Here is a 16,784-nt window from a genome sequence, read left to right as displayed (position 1 = left end):
AAAATACAATAGATTAAGGCTGGTTTTTATTCTGACTAAAACACCAATGATTATGAAAAACGTATACACTAATTTTCTTCTTTCCCTACTGTTTGTGTCGGTGGGTATCTCCGCTTCTATAGCCCAATCCAGTCCGGGATATTTTATGCATCCGGATGTCCATGAGAATACCGTGGTGTTTGTGGCAGAGGGAGACATTTGGATGGCATCTACCGAAGGTGGAATGGCCACTCGACTCACGACTCATCCTGGAGACGAGTCCAACCCCAAAATCTCTCCCGATGGAAAATGGGTGGCCTATGCTGCCAGCTACGAAGGCCCTACCGAGGTCTATGTGATGCCCATTTCGGGTGGGCTTCCCCGCAGACTGACCTTTGAGCCGATGGCTTCTATTCCCACAGCTTGGCGTTCTGAAAGTGAAGTGGCCTATGTAACCAATCAATATTCCACTTTACCCCGTTTGCGAACCGTCATTTTTGACATTAATTCGGGTCAAAAATCATTTATTCCGCTGGAAATGGCGGCAGAGGGTAGCTTCGATGATGCGGGAGAGACTTACTTTTTTGTTCGGCCAACCTTTCATGGCAATGTGACCAAGCGCTATCAAGGCGGTACCGCCCGGCAACTCTGGAAATATACCGATGGTACTGAGGAAGCCGTAAAATTGACTCAAAACTACTATGGTGAAGATCATCATCCCGTCTTCCATGATGGTCGGGTCTATTTTATTTCCTCCCGGGATGGTATCCAAAATGTTTGGTCGATGAGTCCAGATGGATCAGATATTCAGCAGCACACTCAAGAAGAATCTTACGATGTAAGAGAGTACTCCCTATCGGGAAATACGCTGGTTTATCGATCCGGCGCAGACTTGTATCGCATAGATTTGGGCGAGGGGCAAAAGGAGAAAATTGCCATCAATTTGGTTTCGGATTTTGATCAGCTGCGCGAAAACTGGGTGGATAATCCTGCCTCTTACATCACCAATATTTCGGTAGCCAATGACGGAGAGAAAGTCGCTTTGACTGCTCGGGGTCGGGTGTTTGTTTTTCCTGCCAAGGATGGAAGAATGGTTCGGCTAAGTCGCAAAGACGGCGTTCGTTATCGGGATGCGGTTTTTTCTACCGACTCGAAGGATATTTTGACCTTTTCGGATGAGAGCGGGGAATTTGAGATTCATCAGTATTCCGGTTTGGGCTTGGACCAAGGAAAGCAATTGACGGAAGATGGGGAAACGCTCCGATTCAATTTGACCCCTTCCCCTGACGGAAAATGGCTGGCTTGGTACGATCTGAACAATGACCTTTGGATTAGAAATATGGAATCGGGTAAAACAGTCAAAGCCAATCTGACAGACGAAGATCTTCACGGAAGTATGGCTTGGTCTCCCGACAGTCAATGGTTGGCCTATGGACAGGCCGCTTCGAATACCTTTACTCAGCTCTTTGTATTTAATCCATCCACCGAAAAGCGCATCACGCTTACTTCTGATCGCACCAATAGTCTCAGCCCACAGTGGAGTGCGGATGGAAAGTGGATTTATATCCTTTCCGACCGGAATTTCGAGACCAAAGTCGGTAGCCCTTGGGGACAGCGTCAGCCGGAGCCTTTTTGGGAAAAGCAGATGAAAATCTATCACATCCCCTTACAGAAAGGCCTGATCTCTCCTTTCACTCCAAAAAATGAATTGAAAGCAGAGGAGAAAAAATCAGAAGGTCCGGTGACAGTGATGATAGATGAAGAAGGACTGATGCAACGTGTGCAGGAAGTACCTGTGCCTGCAGGAAATTACAAAAACCTGATCGTGACCGAAAAGGCCTTGTACTACCATCGGGTCGGCCCAGGTCCGGGAATTTACTACGGTGGAGGTGCCTCCAATGAGGATGAGCCTGCGCTGATGATGACTCCAATTTCTGAAAAGGCGGAGCAGAAGGTTTTCGCCGACAAAATCAATAGTTATGCAGTTTCAGGAAACAACAAGTATGCTTTACTTCGACAGGGTTCCAATCATTTCCTAGTGGAGTTGGGGACTTCGCCGGTTTCGGATTTGTCCAAAAACAAACTGGATTTGAGTGGCTGGAAATTTAGTATAGACCCGAGAGAAGATTGGAAGCAGATCTATACCGATGCTTGGCGCATGGAGCGGGATTATTTCTATGATGTGGGTATGCACGGAGTGGATTGGGATGCCATGTACGAGAAATATCTTCCGCTTGTGGACCGAGTGACAACACGAAATGAATTGTCGGATGTGATCGGAGAATTGATCGGCGAACTTTCGGTTTTGCATACCTCTGTGCGTGGAGGGGATACCCGAGATGGGGATGATTCTATTCAATTTGGGATGCTGGGAGGGCTTTTTTCCAAAGCCCAAAATGGCTATCAAATCGATTACATCTTCCAAAGTGATCCGGATTACCCGGATGAAAAATCTCCTTTGTCGCATCCGGCTTTGGGGCTTCAAGAAGGGGATGTAATCACACATATAGACGGGACTTCCGTTTTGGACGTAGCGGACATGCAGGTTTTGCTTCGGGATAAGGCTAGAAAGCAGGTTCGACTAGCAGTAGCTGGTAAAGGTGATCATATCATCCACCCGATGACTGTGGGTCAGGAAAACAACCTGCGCTACAATGACTGGGAATACACTCGCAGGCTAGAAGCAGAGGAAAAATCCAACGGAGACATCGGCTATGTGCATCTGAGAGCGATGACGGCAGGAGATATCGGTCAGTGGTACCGGGATTTTTACCCGCAGTTTAAGAAAAAGGGATTGATCATCGATGTGCGGCATAATCGGGGCGGAAATATCGACAGCTTTATTTTGGAGAAGTTGATGCGGGAAGCCTTTTTCTACTGGAAAAGCCGAACGGGAGAACCCTATTGGAATATGAATTATGCTTTCCGCGGCCATTTGGTCTTGTTGGTGGATGAGTTTACGGCTTCGGATGGAGAAGCTTTTGCCGAAGGCTTCCGCCGATTGGGTATGGGCAAAGCCATCGGTGCGAGAACTTGGGGTGGCGAAGTGTGGCTTTCCGGAGCCAATACGCTTTCGGATAATGGGATTGCTAGGGCTCCGATGAATGGGGTTTATGGTGAGACTGAAAATGGTACCGAATGGCTGATTGAGGGAGTGGGATTTATCCCGGATATCGAGGTGATCAATTTGCCCAAGGCGACTTTTGATGGAAAAGATGCCCAACTGGATGCGGCGATCGAGCATTTGAAAGAATTGATCCAAAAAGACCCAAGACCTGTACCTGCACCGCCGGCATATCCGGATGTGAGTTTTAGGAATGGGAAGGATTGAGGGTTGAATATATTTAGTGGTCGGTGGAGATCAGCCTTTGGCCGAATGGCACTGACCTCGGTAAAGCGTTCTGAATAATGGATCGGTTGTTAGGTTGCCTTATGGATATGGTTATCAACTTAGAATTTTGTAACCAGTTAACGGGAAAACTATTGGAACTGTAATTGAGGCAAATCCAGGAACTTGGAATTGTGATAAAATAGTTACCTACTTAACCGACTATTAAATGGATATTAATTATGAAATAAATGAAGCCCTTAAAAGCTGGAATCCAATTGGCGTTAAGGGCGTGGATCTGGAAATCGGATATGTTAGGTATGTGGATGAAATCATTGATTGTGTGAGGAATAAAAATAATCTATTGAATCTCATTGAGGATATAGAAGGAAATCGTATTGGATTCTTTTACACCTCTTCGGAGGATAGAAAACTGGTTTTGATCAAATTTTGAGTATTTTGGAGGAGGATAAATGATGAGAATTTTCGCTTTTTCTGTCTTTTTTCTTGCCTTTTTTGGATGTGACAGGATTACTCCTACAAAAATTGATTTGGCGATCCCGGATCAAATTCCCAGTCAATTCTTATTAGATTTTACCGAGCTGGCTTCTATACCGAATTGGGATTCTTTACTCGTAGTGAAACCTTATGCCGACCCAAACTTTAACGAACTAAAGGGGTATTATAACCTTTCAAGTTTAACTCAAAGTGATAGCCATATTTTGGTTTTGTATATCGATCATCAGCGTATTGTGGCATATTCTCTTTTTCCAAGGATTTTAGATTTGAATCAGTTATGGGAGAATTCAGAATCTTCGGATAAAGACTCTTACAGGTTCCCAAAAGTAGATGCAAAATTCTTTTTTGAAAAGGAAGGAAGTGTGTATGTCTTGAAGAATGAAAACACTTAAAAATCTGGGTAGGGGAGAGAATTTATTCCTCTGCGCATTTTATTCTTGCCTAATGCGGAAATCGTCCCTAGCAGACAAAAAAAAAGAGGCTGGACCACAAGATCCAGCCTCTTTTTCAATGATTGTTAGCCTTAATTTCTATGCTTAAACAAGTAGAAGACACCGAGTTGCAAGCCTTGATTTTTGTAATCATTAGAGGCGAATTCACTGATGTTGCTTGTTCCTATATTGTATCGCGCATCCACGCCAAATCCAGAGGGAGTGTGAATATAACTTGCTCCGATAGCAACTCCCAAGTCGATGCTTTTGAAGTCGTTTTTCACATCCACGGTGGTGTTTCCAGCGACTGTGTTGGCCCCGATCAAAAGACCCAACTGAGGCCCGGCCTGCAGTCTGAATCCATTATCAAACATATACTGAAAAAGCACGGGGATATTGATATAGTCCAAGTTGAGATCAGTGGAGGAGTTGCCGATTTTTGCTCCCTGAGCGGAAAAGTAGATTTCGGGTTGCAGGCCGAAATTATCGGTAACATGTATGTGTCCCAATAATCCGAGATGGAGACCGATTTTCTGGTCAAAATTTCCATTTGCTACGGTGAAGCTGTTAAGCCCCCCTTTGATGCCGACGTTGATGTTTTGGGCATTTAGAGTCCCCATCATCATAAAGGCTACCAGTAATCCAATAGAATACAGTTTCATAATCTTTTTTTTAGAATAGTGATCAATTGAAAAAACGGGAGAGCTCCCTTTGATCTGGAGTTTTTAAGTTTTCTGGCGCAAAAATTGGTTTGATCCTTCGCCGGTCAATTGGAAATATATAGTGCATAAATGATGCCCCGAATAGATTTTTTACTAAAGAATAAAAAATAAAAATAACTATTTAATTTAACATCGCTGAATGGCCTCCAAGTGCCTGTTTAATTGGTTATACTGAAACTTATCGAGTAAAAAAAAGGTCAATTTGGCAGGACTGTCAATATTTCTGATCGAATGGATTCGAAATTAAGCGGTTTGGTAAAGAATTCTTTAGCCCCAGAATTGATCGCCCGGTCGTGATTTTCCATATCTGCATAGGCAGATATCATACTTACATGAATGTGTGGAAACTCGGATTTTACTTTTTCCAGCAGTTCTAATCCTGTCATGCCGGGCATATTGATATCAGAAAAAATATAGAGTACATCAGGCGGGACTTTGGCGTGAAGTTTTTCTAAGGCTTCTATTCCCGAAAAGGCAAACTCCAACTCTACAGTTCCGCTTCGAACTTCCTTTCTTAATTTTTGACGAAACAAGGATTCTACATCCGGTTCATCATCTACAATTAGAAATTTCATAATTTATTGTTGAAAAATAGTAAGCAACTGACACTAAGTTAAAAATTAATTGGTCTAATAAAATTGTGTCTGTACGAAATATAGGATTTATTGTCCGAACCCTATTAATCCTTTTCCCGGCGATTTGTTTTCAGTTTTATTTAAGCAGTGAAAGTCACTTGGAAGACTTATTTTCCAAGTGACCTAAAAAGTGCTGTTGTTGCTTATCAACTAAAAAAAATACTGAAGGTTGGTGCTAAGCTTTTGTAAATGTGTTAAGTTTCAAAAGGCACCTGTTTATGTATTGAAGTTCTTGATAAATAGCCACAAAAGAAAAAGATATGGGACAGAAGTACTAGTTTTCTGTCCGAGGGTCAATTAAAATTCCCCAAGCGTTATTTTTAATTCATGCGAATTGAATTGATATTTTTTATAATTGAAAATGGGCTGGGCCATGTTTAGGGATGAACCATCCTATTTTCTATTAAGACAAATTGTAATTTTCTCGGTGAGTCTCACGGTCAGCCGGAATTCCGCCCCTTTGGTAAACCAAATTTTATTTTTCCGAATTTTGATAGGACTTAATAGAAGTAATTCTGGAGTTTAATTCAGAATCTAGGCCTTGACGAGGTTTTGTAGTAATTCAAGGAGTTCATTTAATTGCATTTCTATCGGCTTGAGATCATTTATTTTGCCGGTCTCATTTCCGATTAAAAACCGTAAATCTTTTTTAAGCTTTCGTCCTTCCTTAAGTCTTCTACTACAGATTTAGCCAAATCATAATCCAAATCCAATAAATTTTCTAGCGGGTTTGGGTTAGCATTTGTAGAATTTTCAAAAATAGCCATAGCGTTTTTGGCATGGAGGATCACTTGATTCGAATAATTTAGAGTAGCCTCGAGGATTATTTTTTCCTCCAAAATATCTTCCAATAGGCGCTGATAATAGCTATATTCTTGTTTTGAATTAATTCGGTTTTGATTCCAATTATTTACTTGAAGCGCAATCAGGATTCCGATAACTACTAGCAGGATTTCGCCTATGGCGTACTTAAGATAATTCACAATTTTACCTTCTTGCAGGAGTTTTTGGCGGATTTTGCGAAAAAGCGAGATCATTGAACGTAGGTTTTTGTGAGGGATCTGATTTCATGAATCCTTCGAAGTGCACCTTCAATATTTCTAACTGATCCTTCCCTGTTGTCTTGGAATATTTTAAAAAGAACTAGGGTAGAGGGCTTTTCAAAGAAGATTTTGGGATCTACAGGCTGGCAAAAATCTCTCCACTTGAAATCAGAGAATTCTTGCTTGATTACTGGTATCCAGTCGGCATTGAATGCGCTTTCAACATCATCCAAACTTTGATAAACCTCAAATAAACTCACATCATAATAAGAAATGAGGGCAAGTTGGAGCTCTTTATCTGAAATAATCTCTATCCCTTTCGCCTTCAAAACTTCAAAAGCGCTGGACTGAGATTGAAACCGTTCGAAGGAAATAATTTTTCCCATCCAGCTATTTAAGCTGTCACTGTAGTTTTTGAGAGCAACTTGTTCTATCAGACGGTCGGTTAATTCAATCGCTTTATTAGCCTTGAATAGCTCTTGAGATAATATCAAGGAATCTTGCTGAAGATTTTGGTCGATTAGAAAAAGGATCTCATTTTCAAACTTTTTGGTTTTACGCGCTTCATTCCAGGTATTGATCTGAAGTGCTATCAAAATGCCCACTACAACTAGAAAAATCTCTCCGATTGCATATTTTACATAATTACCTAATTTATTTTCCTTCAGGAGTTTTTGGCGGATTTTGCGAAAAAGTGAGATCATATTAGTTGCAAATTTCTTTTAAGTGAAGATTTTTCATTTTTCCAGCCGTTTGATTTCCACGTCCAAGTCTTGGATCATCGATTCCACTGATTTTCTTAGGTTTTCGTAAAAATAGCCGATATAGGATCTGGTGCGATTTTGTTGTGTTTTAATAAAATAGCGGTACTCCTGATCCCTTTTGAGGGATTCAAAGTCTAGGGGAACCATGCTTCCATCAAAAGTATTATCCTTACCCTCAAAATTATGTCCTGATTCAAACCGGCCTGGTAATATATGCCTCATGTGGTATTGCACTTCCGCCAATTCTTCCTGTTCAGCTTTGAGGAAAAAATCATATTGGGAATCATAGACAGCGATCAGCTTGCTGCGGATATTGGCGTTGGATATGATATCCAATCCCTTGGATTTAGCGGTCTCAAAGGAGCTCGTCGAGTGGACAAAATGGATGGGTAGAAGGGTGTAATTGAAGTGAAAAGCTAGAGAATCGTTGTAGGAACCGTCATTTTCCAGAACTTCAAGGAGCAGGTTTAAGGCGTTCTGGCTTTTCCTGAGTTCATTCATATTGAAATTGATTTCTGCCAAGTCGGTCACCAATTCTGTCTTACAACCTTTCAGGATTTCAATTTCAGCCCTCTTGCGGTTTTTATTTTCCCCATAGTTTGATAGCTCAAAGGCGCCCCAGATACCGATGATCAGAACTAGAATCTCAAAAAAGTATTCCGGCCATTTTTCTTTGAGGGTGGATAGGATTCGTTTCATATATCAAAAATTTCCTGAAATGATTTGCATGAGTTCTATAGTTTCTCCATCTGGACCTGTGAAGAATGCGGTTTTGGCTTGAATGCTTTCCGTTTCTACCTGCGTAATCGGTCTAGAGGATAATCCTCCCGCCTTAATAATTCGCTCACTGGCTGATTCAATATCCTCTACCTCAATACCTACATGGGCAAAGCTGGCTAGAATATTACTGGCTAGAGAATCAAGTGTTTCTCCAATTTCCAATGCGAAATAATGTCCCGGAAATTTCAGTAAAGCCAAATTGATCTCCTGTTCTACCGTTTGACCATCTTCCAAGGTCCGCTTTAATTTTCTGATGTGCTTTGTCACTTCCAAATCGAAAGCTGAGGTATAAAAAGCCAATGATCTATCCATGTCTGATACATGCAAATACACATGGTTAAACTGAGGGGTCTTGGGACTTGTTGCTGTATTGGACTCACAACTCAAAATTGCCAGAAATACTAAAAATGGGAGAATTCTCTCGTGAATTGATCGACAAAGTACTGTTTTCATGTTTCTATGTTTTAGTAAAAATTTAATATTTACTTACCCGATTAATTCTAAAATGTAATCCCAGCTTTTCAAGTTGAGTGACTTCGTTCCGGTTGTTTACCTGAAGAGCTACCAATATTCCTATGACCACTAAAAATATTTCTCCGACCGAGTAAGCCAAGTAACGAGTCACTTGGTTTTGCTGAAGGAGTTTTTGACGGATTTTTCGGAAAAAGTTTAGCATGGGTCTTTTTCATTTTTTATTTCCATCGATACTACAATTTATAGTTGTCTTTGATTGCCTTGATCAGTTCTTCTCCAAGAAGTAGCTGCGCTTCATATTCTTGTATTGAGCGTCCCATCATTGTTCGAACCACAGCTATTTTGTTGATGAAAATATCTAGGGTTCGTTTGTCCGGAATTTTAAGATACATTTCCCGGGTGATAGACTTGTTGAACCGTAACTCTCCCGTCACTTCAAAATTCAAAATCTCAGCACCCAGCGGCACTAGTTCCCACTCCGCTTTCTCAATCAGTTCGTCCCGAAATAGGGTTTTCCTAAGCTGATTGTCATAGGCATTCATTTGATTCACCAGACTCTGTTCAAAGAATCGGAGTGTACCGGAAGATTTCACTTGGGTATAGGTACCATCTGTCGGAGAAAAAGGGAAAGTGGCGAAGGTTGCTGTCATTTTCTGGTAAATGGCCAAAGTATCCCAAGTGCTTTGGGGACTATTGAGAATTTTCATCAGGGATGAAATTTCGAATTCTTTTTCTTTGTTGAATCGAATGGCTGAGTGCAAGGCGGTGGTATCTTGTTCCAGATCTTCCAACATGGATTGCGCGAGGACTTTGGCACTTTTGTTTTCGACGTAGGCTTCTCGCTGGTTTTCTACAAAAAATCCTAGGGAAATAGCCAAAAACAGCATAAAAAATTCCTTGAAATAAGATTTCCAGTTTTTCTTTTTCAAGGAGCTGATCATTTCAATATTGGAAATGTCTTTCCCGCTTTCCGCTATTTCTTGATTTTCTTCCATTTTCTACTCAAGGTCATATTCTTTGGTAAGTAAAGCAATCAGCTCAACTGCACTTTCAATGAGCTTTTTCAACTTGGTAGTGATGATGTAATCACTCCCCTCCAATTGGTGCGCCCAATGGGCTAGGTCTTGCTGAAGAGAGGGGTCATAGGAACGAAGCGGTGGATTGCCGGAAGTTCTACTGATACCGATACCGGTTTCAGTGATCATTTCGTCGAAAACAAAGGGGTCAAAAATCTGAATAATATAATTTAATGCTTCGTAGCGCACCCTTTTCTCGTCTAGGTAGTTCCAGTCTAACTGTTCTACTAATTTCTGATAGGCGATAATGCTATCGGTCGCCTGTTTATTTCGAATCAATCGTGTAGACCCTGAATTTTTCAATTGAGAAAAGGTGCGGTCATTGCTCTGAAAACTAAATCCTCTTATTAGAATTCTTCCAAAAAAATACAACTCATTTTCATGCCCTTCGATGCTCTGATTTTTTAAAAGCAACATAAGCGAGTCCATTTTGGACTTTTTCAATTTCGCGATATCAAGAACTTGTCTAATAGAAGCGGTATCGGATTTTAAATCCTCAATATAGGATTTGATAAACTGTCTTTCTATTTGCTTTTCTACCCTGCTTTCCCGATAGTTCTCCGCCAGGAATCCACAAAAAACTGCCAAAAACAGCATAAAAAACTCCTTGAAATAGGATTTCCAGTTTTTCTTTTTCAAAGAATTAATTAGCTCCTTGTTGGAAAGGTCTTTATCAGTTTCGGAGATTTGATTTTCTTCCATCAGTTTAATTTTCCAAAGTGACAAACAATTGCGATTGAATCAGCCAAGTCCCCGAAACTTTGGTCCATTGGGCGGAGTACTTGCCTCCAACTACTGCCTCATCCGAACCTTCTACATATCCTTTCCAGGTTCCTGTTTCCCATGCCAACATAGTTCTGGGATTGACCAGTACCTCATCCGGAGTCCGGATCCAATACATTCTTGGGCCAGACGATTCTTGGATATATTTCATCAATTCCTTTTTTCCTGAAATCAAAGTGCCTGCCCCCGTGGTGATCAGCACATCATCCGTCAAAAACGTTGAATTCAATTCCTCATCAAATACCCGAAGGGCTTCATTCGAAGCGCTTCTTTGAAAAAAGATTTCTTGTTTATCCGACTCCTGCGCCTCGACATTCTGCATACAAAATATGAAACCAATAATGCTTATCAGGATCACAATATGTTTGGTTTTTTTCATTTCCGTAGGCTATTTCTCTTTTCAAAAAACTTAACCAAATAGTAAATCAATGACAATGTTCCTATTAAAATGAGGGTTCCTGTCATCTCATATCCAGTGAGATTGGATAGGAAGTACAGGATAATTCCTGCTGAAAGGATAGGAACCGTTTTTCCAAAGGGGATTTTGAATTCTCCCGGAGCGGTTTCTTTCATTTTTCGGAGTTTGATCACGGAAAGCGACACACCAAAATAAACCAACAACATACTTCCTGAAGCGATGACTGCCAACTGCCTAAATCCTCCTGCCGCTGCCATTGAAAAGCCCAGCCCGGCATAAAGAATTATTGCCAGATAAGGAGTCTTAAACTTGGGATGAATCAAAGCCAACTTGTCTAGGGGAATTATTTGATCTCTTGCCAACCCATATATCACTCTTGGCACGTTGAGAATCTCCCCACTCAACATGCCAAACATGGAAATCCCTGCACCAATGAATAGAATGGTATAACCCACCGGACCAAAAACAATCTTGGCCGTTTCTGCCAATGGTGCCTCTTTAAACTGAGCCAAATCTGTCCCCAAAACTCCCTGGGCGACAGTCTGAATGAGTATATAAAGAATCAGCACAAATGAAATTCCAATAAAAATGGCTTTCGGAACAGTCTTTTGAGGGTTTTTGATTTCTCCGCCTACGCTCAGTCCGGTATCTCCACCTTGAAAAGCAAAGAATAAAATAAGCGAAGCCTCTCCGAAATTTTGGAGAGTTGGAGAGCCTTCCCAATACAAATTGGAGAGTGAAACATCTTTCCAGCCTATCAAAATCAAGAGTAAAATCGGGGTGAGCTTGGCAACAGTATTGATCTTGACTAATCCTATTCCCTGCTTTACCCCAATCAAATTAAGTAATGCCAACCCGCCAAATATTACTAACATGAAGACTAATCTACCATATTGATTTGTGAATATGGGAAAAATTAACCCGACTAATTCTGTCAGTGCATTGGCAACTGCAGCATCCGAAAAAACACCTCCCATCACCATAAATACAGCTGCTAAATATCCGGGAAATGGCCCAAAAGCTGTTTCAATATAGGCATATCCTCCTCCAGACCGAGTCACTTTACTTCCCGCTTCTGCGAAACATAACATCACCAAGGAAATCAGAAATCCGCAAAACAAGTAAACAATGATTCCCGAAGCCCCCATAATTTCGGCGATAATCGCCGGCAGGACAAAAATCCCCGCCCCAACGATGATATTGACAATATTGGCCGAGAGACCCCATACGCCGACTTCGCGTTTTAATCCTTCTTGGGTGGTTTTCATAGGAATGTCGAAAAATGGGGATGGATGGAATATTTTATCATTTTCATTAAAATAGAAAATTAAATCGTTTAAGGAACTGGTGGACTTCCTTGATAGGATTCAAATGTTTGATGCATTCATTAAGGATTAAGATAAAAAAATCAATGGTTCCAGAGTGTTGACTTAGGACGAAGTGTAGGATTTTCTTCCCCAAACAGTGCTGATTATTTTTCGGGAGATTTGGGATTGATGCAAATTGTTGCTTAGTCAAACAGATTTTCAAATTCAATTCTACCGGTAGTCAAGCCCGTCAGGGTTGGGAAATTCGGGGTGTATGAGCGTTCTCTACCCCACATTGGCATGTGGGGCTAATCGAATTGATTCCCCGCCACGGCAAGCTCTTTAGGAATCATAGAAACAGCAATTGATACACTGAAATGGAAAGATCTAATATTAACATTCCCTTTTTGTCCATCAATCACAAAGTGATTGAATCTGATTAGCCGCACATGAAATGTGTGGATTTCTAATCCAGAAGACGATTGATCCATTCAACCCTATTGGGGTTGAATTTGAAACCTTTTATTTAGTTTCAATTTCTGATTTTTAACGCAATTTTATTTAAATTGAATCTTAACAAATTGATTTTCAGCTATGAGTACCTATACACAACTTCTTTATCATATTATTTTTTCAACTCATCAGCGTAAACCAACTCTTTCAGAAAATGGACGGTCTGAATTGTTCGCATTCATCTTCGGTCTTCTCAAAAATAAAAACTGTCATCTCTATCGGATCAATGGAATGGAAGACCACCTTCATATTTTTACCCATATCCATCCGACGATTGCGGTTTCCTCATTGATCAAGGATATCAAATTGGCAACTTCAAATATGATTAAGAGGAATGGATTATTTAATCATTTTGAGGGTTGGCAAAAAGGGTACGGAGCTTTTACTGTCAATTATTCTTCCAAAGATAATCTGATCGAATACATCAAAAACCAGCAGGAGCACCACCAAAAGGTTGATTTTTTGGATGAATACAAAAAGATTTTGGAAGAGAATGGGATTGAGTTTGACAAGAAATATTTATTGTGATTGAAATTTTTGTATTTAGTTTTTTTCAAATTCAACCACGTTGTGGTTGGGAAAACCAGATGGGAATGTCCGTTTTCTACCCCACGTTGGCATGTGGGGCTAATCATATTGATTCCCCGCCTCGGCGGGCAAGCTTTTCAGGAATCTTTATCTATTCATACAACTTCCCCCCACGGAGAGAAAGTACTTCAGGAATCAATATCTTTTCTCCCATCAACCACGAAGTGGTTGAATACGATTAGCCACACATGAAATGTGTGGATTTATAATCCAAGAGACGATTGATACTTTCAACCCTGGCGGGGTTGAATTTAAATGAATTACACTTTTGAATTATCTTTAGAATTTTAGTTTTAAAAAAAACTGGCAAGGATTTACTCCCTGCCAGTTTTTCAAAATACGACCGCTTAATCAACTTCCTGCCCTCAGGGAGGCGGGCGCTCAGCACAAGTCTCGGTAATATTTTAATAGTTAAAATGCCCGAATCGCACGAACTCTACCAGTGGCGTCCTTAGCCAAGTTGAACTGAAGGCCCAAGAAGAAGTCCTGGGCCCAAGTAAGGTCGACATTGGTCTCGCTGGAACTACAATAGAAGGCTCTAGCAAAACCGCCAACATTTCCTAATCCAAGGGCATTCCCTTGTCCAATATTTTGGTACATTAAGTTCAACTCATCTTTGCTGGGTAAATACCAATCGTCATAACCATCTAAAACTAAATCATTACAGAGTTGTGCAGCGTAGCTTCCTTCTCCTTGAGCATCAACAATTGCAGTTGTATTTGCCTGCCCTGTTCCCAAAGCTGTGCCTGTTGCCCCTGTTGCAGTAAAAATTCCGTTGTACCATTGAATTCCTGTACTTTGGTCTTCTGGAGCAGCTATTAGGCCGTGGAATTCACCTGCCACATACCCCGGGTCACCTTCCTGCAAAATATACGCTATGATACCACCTTCGTATGCAGCACCTATTAGATCGCAATTGATGGTCACCTCGGCTGAGGCTTCCAATTCAGTATTATCCCCGTCTAAGTAAGCTGTATTCACGTAGGTTTCATTGTAGACCTCGTTTACATAAAGGCTCCAGTCCGTCGGGCAGGTAAAGGTCTCTGGGAAGATCTCGGATGTGGTACTCGAAATCAGCTGGGAGTACTCGACACGTGGATCGCTCAAGGTAACCTCGTCATCGCCGATGAGATTCTCGATGAAATTCACGTCAGCGGTGGCATTGGCTGTAGTCAAGCCTGAACCTACATCTAATGTTACAGTGGCCGTATTAAGGGTCGCGCTTCCATCAACAGGAGCAGCGGAGTAGGCGCAGGTCACAGAGCCTCCGGCGGGCACTATACCAGTGTTGTCATCTGTCGCCGGGCAGGTGATCACGGCAGTGGTTCCGTCATTAAGGACATCGGCAAGGGTGAAGGGCACGTCAAAGTTGTTTGGGTTTGTCACCGTGATGATGCCTGTTACTGCATAGTTCCCCAAGTTTTCAGACTTGGTGGCCGTCACCGTCCAGTCGTATGTTAACTCGTCTCCAGGGGACCCCGAGGGGCTGCTCGGGTTGACAGTCTTGGTAAGCTCCCAGTTGACAGTCCGGTCGTAGGTGGCTTCCGCAGTCTTCTCCACCAACAGAGGAGATGCAACTTCGGCACAAACAGGTATTAGGTCATAGCTTCCGCTAAAGGTGATTGGCGTGCCCAATCCCTCCTGTACCACGCTAAAGTCAACCTGATCACCTCCCCCCCAGTCTTCAGCAAGTGGCACGGTATGGCTGACTGTGCTGCCTGAGTTTACCTCAGTGTATTCCGCTTCATCGCCATCGATAGCAATCGAAATGGTGGCCTTTGCTTTTGATTTTCCGGCGGTTATGGCATAGGTCACTTCAACCACAAAATCGGTTTCCGTGTTGTAAGCGGAGTAGCTGACCGATTTGGTGTTTTTGCCCGAGCTTCTTGTAGCCTCGTCAGTAACAGGATAGAAATCCAAACTTCCCGGTGTAATACAATCATCGTCACTGGATGCTATCCGCATGTTTGGGTTTAACATATCTGTGCCAACCCCTTCACTGAGGAGATCCGTAGAACTCAGTTCTTGATCAGGGAGGATGTCGTTCATGTTCTCCATTCCGCAAGAGGCGAAGAATAGGAGAGCAAAGAATGGTGCTATGAGCTTTTTCATGTTTTTTGAATTGAGTTAAGAAAATGAGTTAAAAATCCACGTAGGAGAATTATCCTAGAAGTTAAAAAACTTAGATTTTGAGACGACCTGATGTAGGACCAAAGGCATGAAACAGTTTCCCAACAATGCTGATTATTTTTCGGGGAAAGGTGGGGATTAGGGAATTCGAATTGTTGGTTGATCAAAGAGGTTTTCAAATTCAACCACGTGGTGGTTGGGAATACCAGATGTTTTTATCCTCTTCAACCCCACATTTCATATGGGGCTATTCAAATTGATTCCTTTCAGGAATCCTTATCTATTCATACAACTTCCCCTCACGGAGAGAAAGTACTTCAGGAATCATTATCTTTTCTCCCATCAACCACAAAGTGGTTGAATACGATTAACCAAACTAATCTTCCAATTTCAAGAATCTCGCCGCATTTCCATAAAATATCCCTTCTTTATCCTCCTCTGTCAGGAAATCCAAACTGTTCAAAAAATCGATAGACTTCTCGATTGCGTAAGGCCATATCATCTGATCAGAACCAAACATCACTCGATCCAGGTAGCCTGCATGCTTGATGTTTTTGAGAAAATCCGTGACATAGCGCTGCGTGTTGGGCTCCACCCAAAGCAAAACAGCAATATCTGTGTATAGCTGGGGATAGTAGGCCATCAACCGAATGGCATGTTCCGGCCAATCTTCTCCTCCAGCGTGCATCAGATACACCCGTAGTTTGGGATACTTAACCAAAACATCTTCTATCAAATAAGGATCACCTAGTTTCAGTCTTGCTTTTGGGGACCAGGAATAGGTACCTCCTGGGTCTCCACCTCCGGTATGCACAGCCACCGGAATGTCATATTTTTCACAAATCTCGAGATAAGGTTGCCAAATGGGATCGCTGAGCGTGGTACCGCCGTAGTAGGGACCCAATTCTCCAAAGATTTCGATTTCACCTGCTTTGATCATTTGCTCAAACCGCTCAATATCGATGTCGTAATCATCTGGGGAAATAGACAAAATCCCCTTGATTACACGGTTATCTTTATCTTTTTCCTTCCAGATACGGACACTTTCGGGATTTCCACTGACAGCAGCCTTGACAATATTAAATCGCTCAAATGCCGCAAAGGTCTCTAAGCGATGTTGTTCAGCATTTGCTGAACTCTTTACTCCATAGTGATCTGTAGCGGAAGGTTCACGTACCCCAAAATCACTCTCCGTGTAGGAGTGAATGTGCATATCGATGATTCTGGTTTGGCCGAAGGATACCATGAGGGGTAGAAGTACAAAGCCAACTATTGCTAAAATTTTTTTCATTTT

Annotated in this window: 17 protein-coding genes; 4 read left to right on the top strand and 13 right to left on the bottom strand. The window is 41.8% G+C overall.

Annotated features, from left to right (window positions below):
* Positions 1–52 precede the first annotated feature (52 nt).
* From BLQ57_RS06090 to BLQ57_RS06080, 3 genes are all read left to right on the top strand, one after another.
* Entirely contained in the window at positions 53–3,310 is a 3,258-nt protein-coding gene (locus BLQ57_RS06090; RefSeq protein WP_087938445.1) for a S41 family peptidase, read from the top strand.
* A 226-nt stretch (positions 3,311–3,536) separates the two neighbouring features.
* On the top strand, positions 3,537–3,761 hold the full coding sequence (locus BLQ57_RS06085; RefSeq protein ID WP_087938444.1) for a hypothetical protein: 225 nt from the start codon (positions 3,537–3,539) through the stop codon (positions 3,759–3,761).
* A gap of 19 nt (positions 3,762–3,780) precedes the next feature.
* Positions 3,781–4,218, top strand: a complete 438-nt coding sequence (locus tag BLQ57_RS06080; protein ID WP_092824023.1) for a hypothetical protein — start codon at positions 3,781–3,783, stop codon at positions 4,216–4,218.
* Between the two features lie 131 nt (positions 4,219–4,349).
* On the opposite strand, the gene BLQ57_RS06075 is transcribed toward BLQ57_RS06080, so the two are convergent.
* The 11 genes from BLQ57_RS06075 to BLQ57_RS06025 all read right to left on the bottom strand — a co-directional run bounded on the left by BLQ57_RS06075 (position 4,350) and on the right by BLQ57_RS06025 (position 12,220).
* A complete protein-coding gene (locus BLQ57_RS06075) occupies positions 4,350–4,919 on the bottom strand; it encodes a porin family protein (RefSeq protein WP_087938442.1) in 570 nt (189 codons plus the stop codon).
* 257 nt (positions 4,920–5,176) lie between these two features.
* Positions 5,177–5,554: a response regulator transcription factor gene (locus BLQ57_RS06070; protein WP_087938441.1), complete on the bottom strand. Its 378-nt coding sequence runs from the start codon at positions 5,552–5,554 to the stop codon at positions 5,177–5,179.
* A 689-nt stretch (positions 5,555–6,243) separates the two neighbouring features.
* A complete protein-coding gene (locus BLQ57_RS06065; RefSeq protein ID WP_087938440.1) occupies positions 6,244–6,651 on the bottom strand; it encodes a DUF6090 family protein in 408 nt (135 codons plus the stop codon).
* Positions 6,648–7,361, bottom strand: coding sequence for a DUF6090 family protein (locus BLQ57_RS06060; RefSeq protein ID WP_087938439.1), 714 nt, complete (start codon positions 7,359–7,361; stop codon positions 6,648–6,650). The genes BLQ57_RS06065 and BLQ57_RS06060 overlap by 4 nt, the downstream gene beginning before the upstream one ends.
* 33 nt (positions 7,362–7,394) lie before the next feature.
* Positions 7,395–8,120, bottom strand: a complete 726-nt coding sequence (locus BLQ57_RS06055) for a hypothetical protein (protein ID WP_087938438.1) — start codon at positions 8,118–8,120, stop codon at positions 7,395–7,397.
* A 3-nt stretch (positions 8,121–8,123) separates the two neighbouring features.
* Positions 8,124–8,654, bottom strand: coding sequence for a VOC family protein (locus BLQ57_RS06050; protein ID WP_087938437.1), 531 nt, complete (start codon positions 8,652–8,654; stop codon positions 8,124–8,126).
* A gap of 22 nt (positions 8,655–8,676) precedes the next feature.
* Positions 8,677–8,877: a hypothetical protein gene (locus tag BLQ57_RS06045; protein WP_087938436.1), complete on the bottom strand. Its 201-nt coding sequence runs from the start codon at positions 8,875–8,877 to the stop codon at positions 8,677–8,679.
* Between the two features lie 31 nt (positions 8,878–8,908).
* Complete coding sequence (locus BLQ57_RS06040) at positions 8,909–9,670, bottom strand: hypothetical protein (RefSeq protein WP_087938435.1); 762 nt, start codon at positions 9,668–9,670, stop codon at positions 8,909–8,911.
* A gap of 3 nt (positions 9,671–9,673) precedes the next feature.
* Positions 9,674–10,453, bottom strand: coding sequence for a hypothetical protein (locus tag BLQ57_RS06035; protein WP_087938434.1), 780 nt, complete (start codon positions 10,451–10,453; stop codon positions 9,674–9,676).
* A 4-nt stretch (positions 10,454–10,457) separates the two neighbouring features.
* Entirely contained in the window at positions 10,458–10,913 is a 456-nt protein-coding gene (locus BLQ57_RS06030) for a nuclear transport factor 2 family protein (protein ID WP_240507755.1), read from the bottom strand.
* Complete coding sequence (locus BLQ57_RS06025) at positions 10,910–12,220, bottom strand: APC family permease (RefSeq protein WP_087938433.1); 1,311 nt, start codon at positions 12,218–12,220, stop codon at positions 10,910–10,912. The genes BLQ57_RS06030 and BLQ57_RS06025 overlap by 4 nt, the downstream gene beginning before the upstream one ends.
* Positions 12,221–12,853: 633 nt before the next feature.
* Here BLQ57_RS06025 and tnpA point away from each other — a divergent pair.
* On the top strand, positions 12,854–13,300 hold the full coding sequence (tnpA, locus tag BLQ57_RS06015) for an IS200/IS605 family transposase (protein WP_087938432.1): 447 nt from the start codon (positions 12,854–12,856) through the stop codon (positions 13,298–13,300).
* Between the two features lie 471 nt (positions 13,301–13,771).
* On the opposite strand, the gene BLQ57_RS06005 is transcribed toward tnpA, so the two are convergent.
* Positions 13,772–15,472: a DUF1566 domain-containing protein gene (locus BLQ57_RS06005; RefSeq protein ID WP_087938430.1), complete on the bottom strand. Its 1,701-nt coding sequence runs from the start codon at positions 15,470–15,472 to the stop codon at positions 13,772–13,774.
* Between the two features lie 394 nt (positions 15,473–15,866).
* A complete protein-coding gene (locus BLQ57_RS06000; RefSeq protein WP_087938429.1) occupies positions 15,867–16,781 on the bottom strand; it encodes an amidohydrolase family protein in 915 nt (304 codons plus the stop codon).
* Positions 16,782–16,784: the final 3 nt, after the last annotated feature.

Origin of the sequence: Algoriphagus faecimaris, from assembly GCF_900101705.1 — a bacterium.
Lineage (GTDB): Bacteria > Bacteroidota > Bacteroidia > Cytophagales > Cyclobacteriaceae > Algoriphagus > Algoriphagus faecimaris.
Note: the sequence above shows the minus strand (reverse complement) of the source record. Positions and strands in the feature narration are given on the sequence as shown.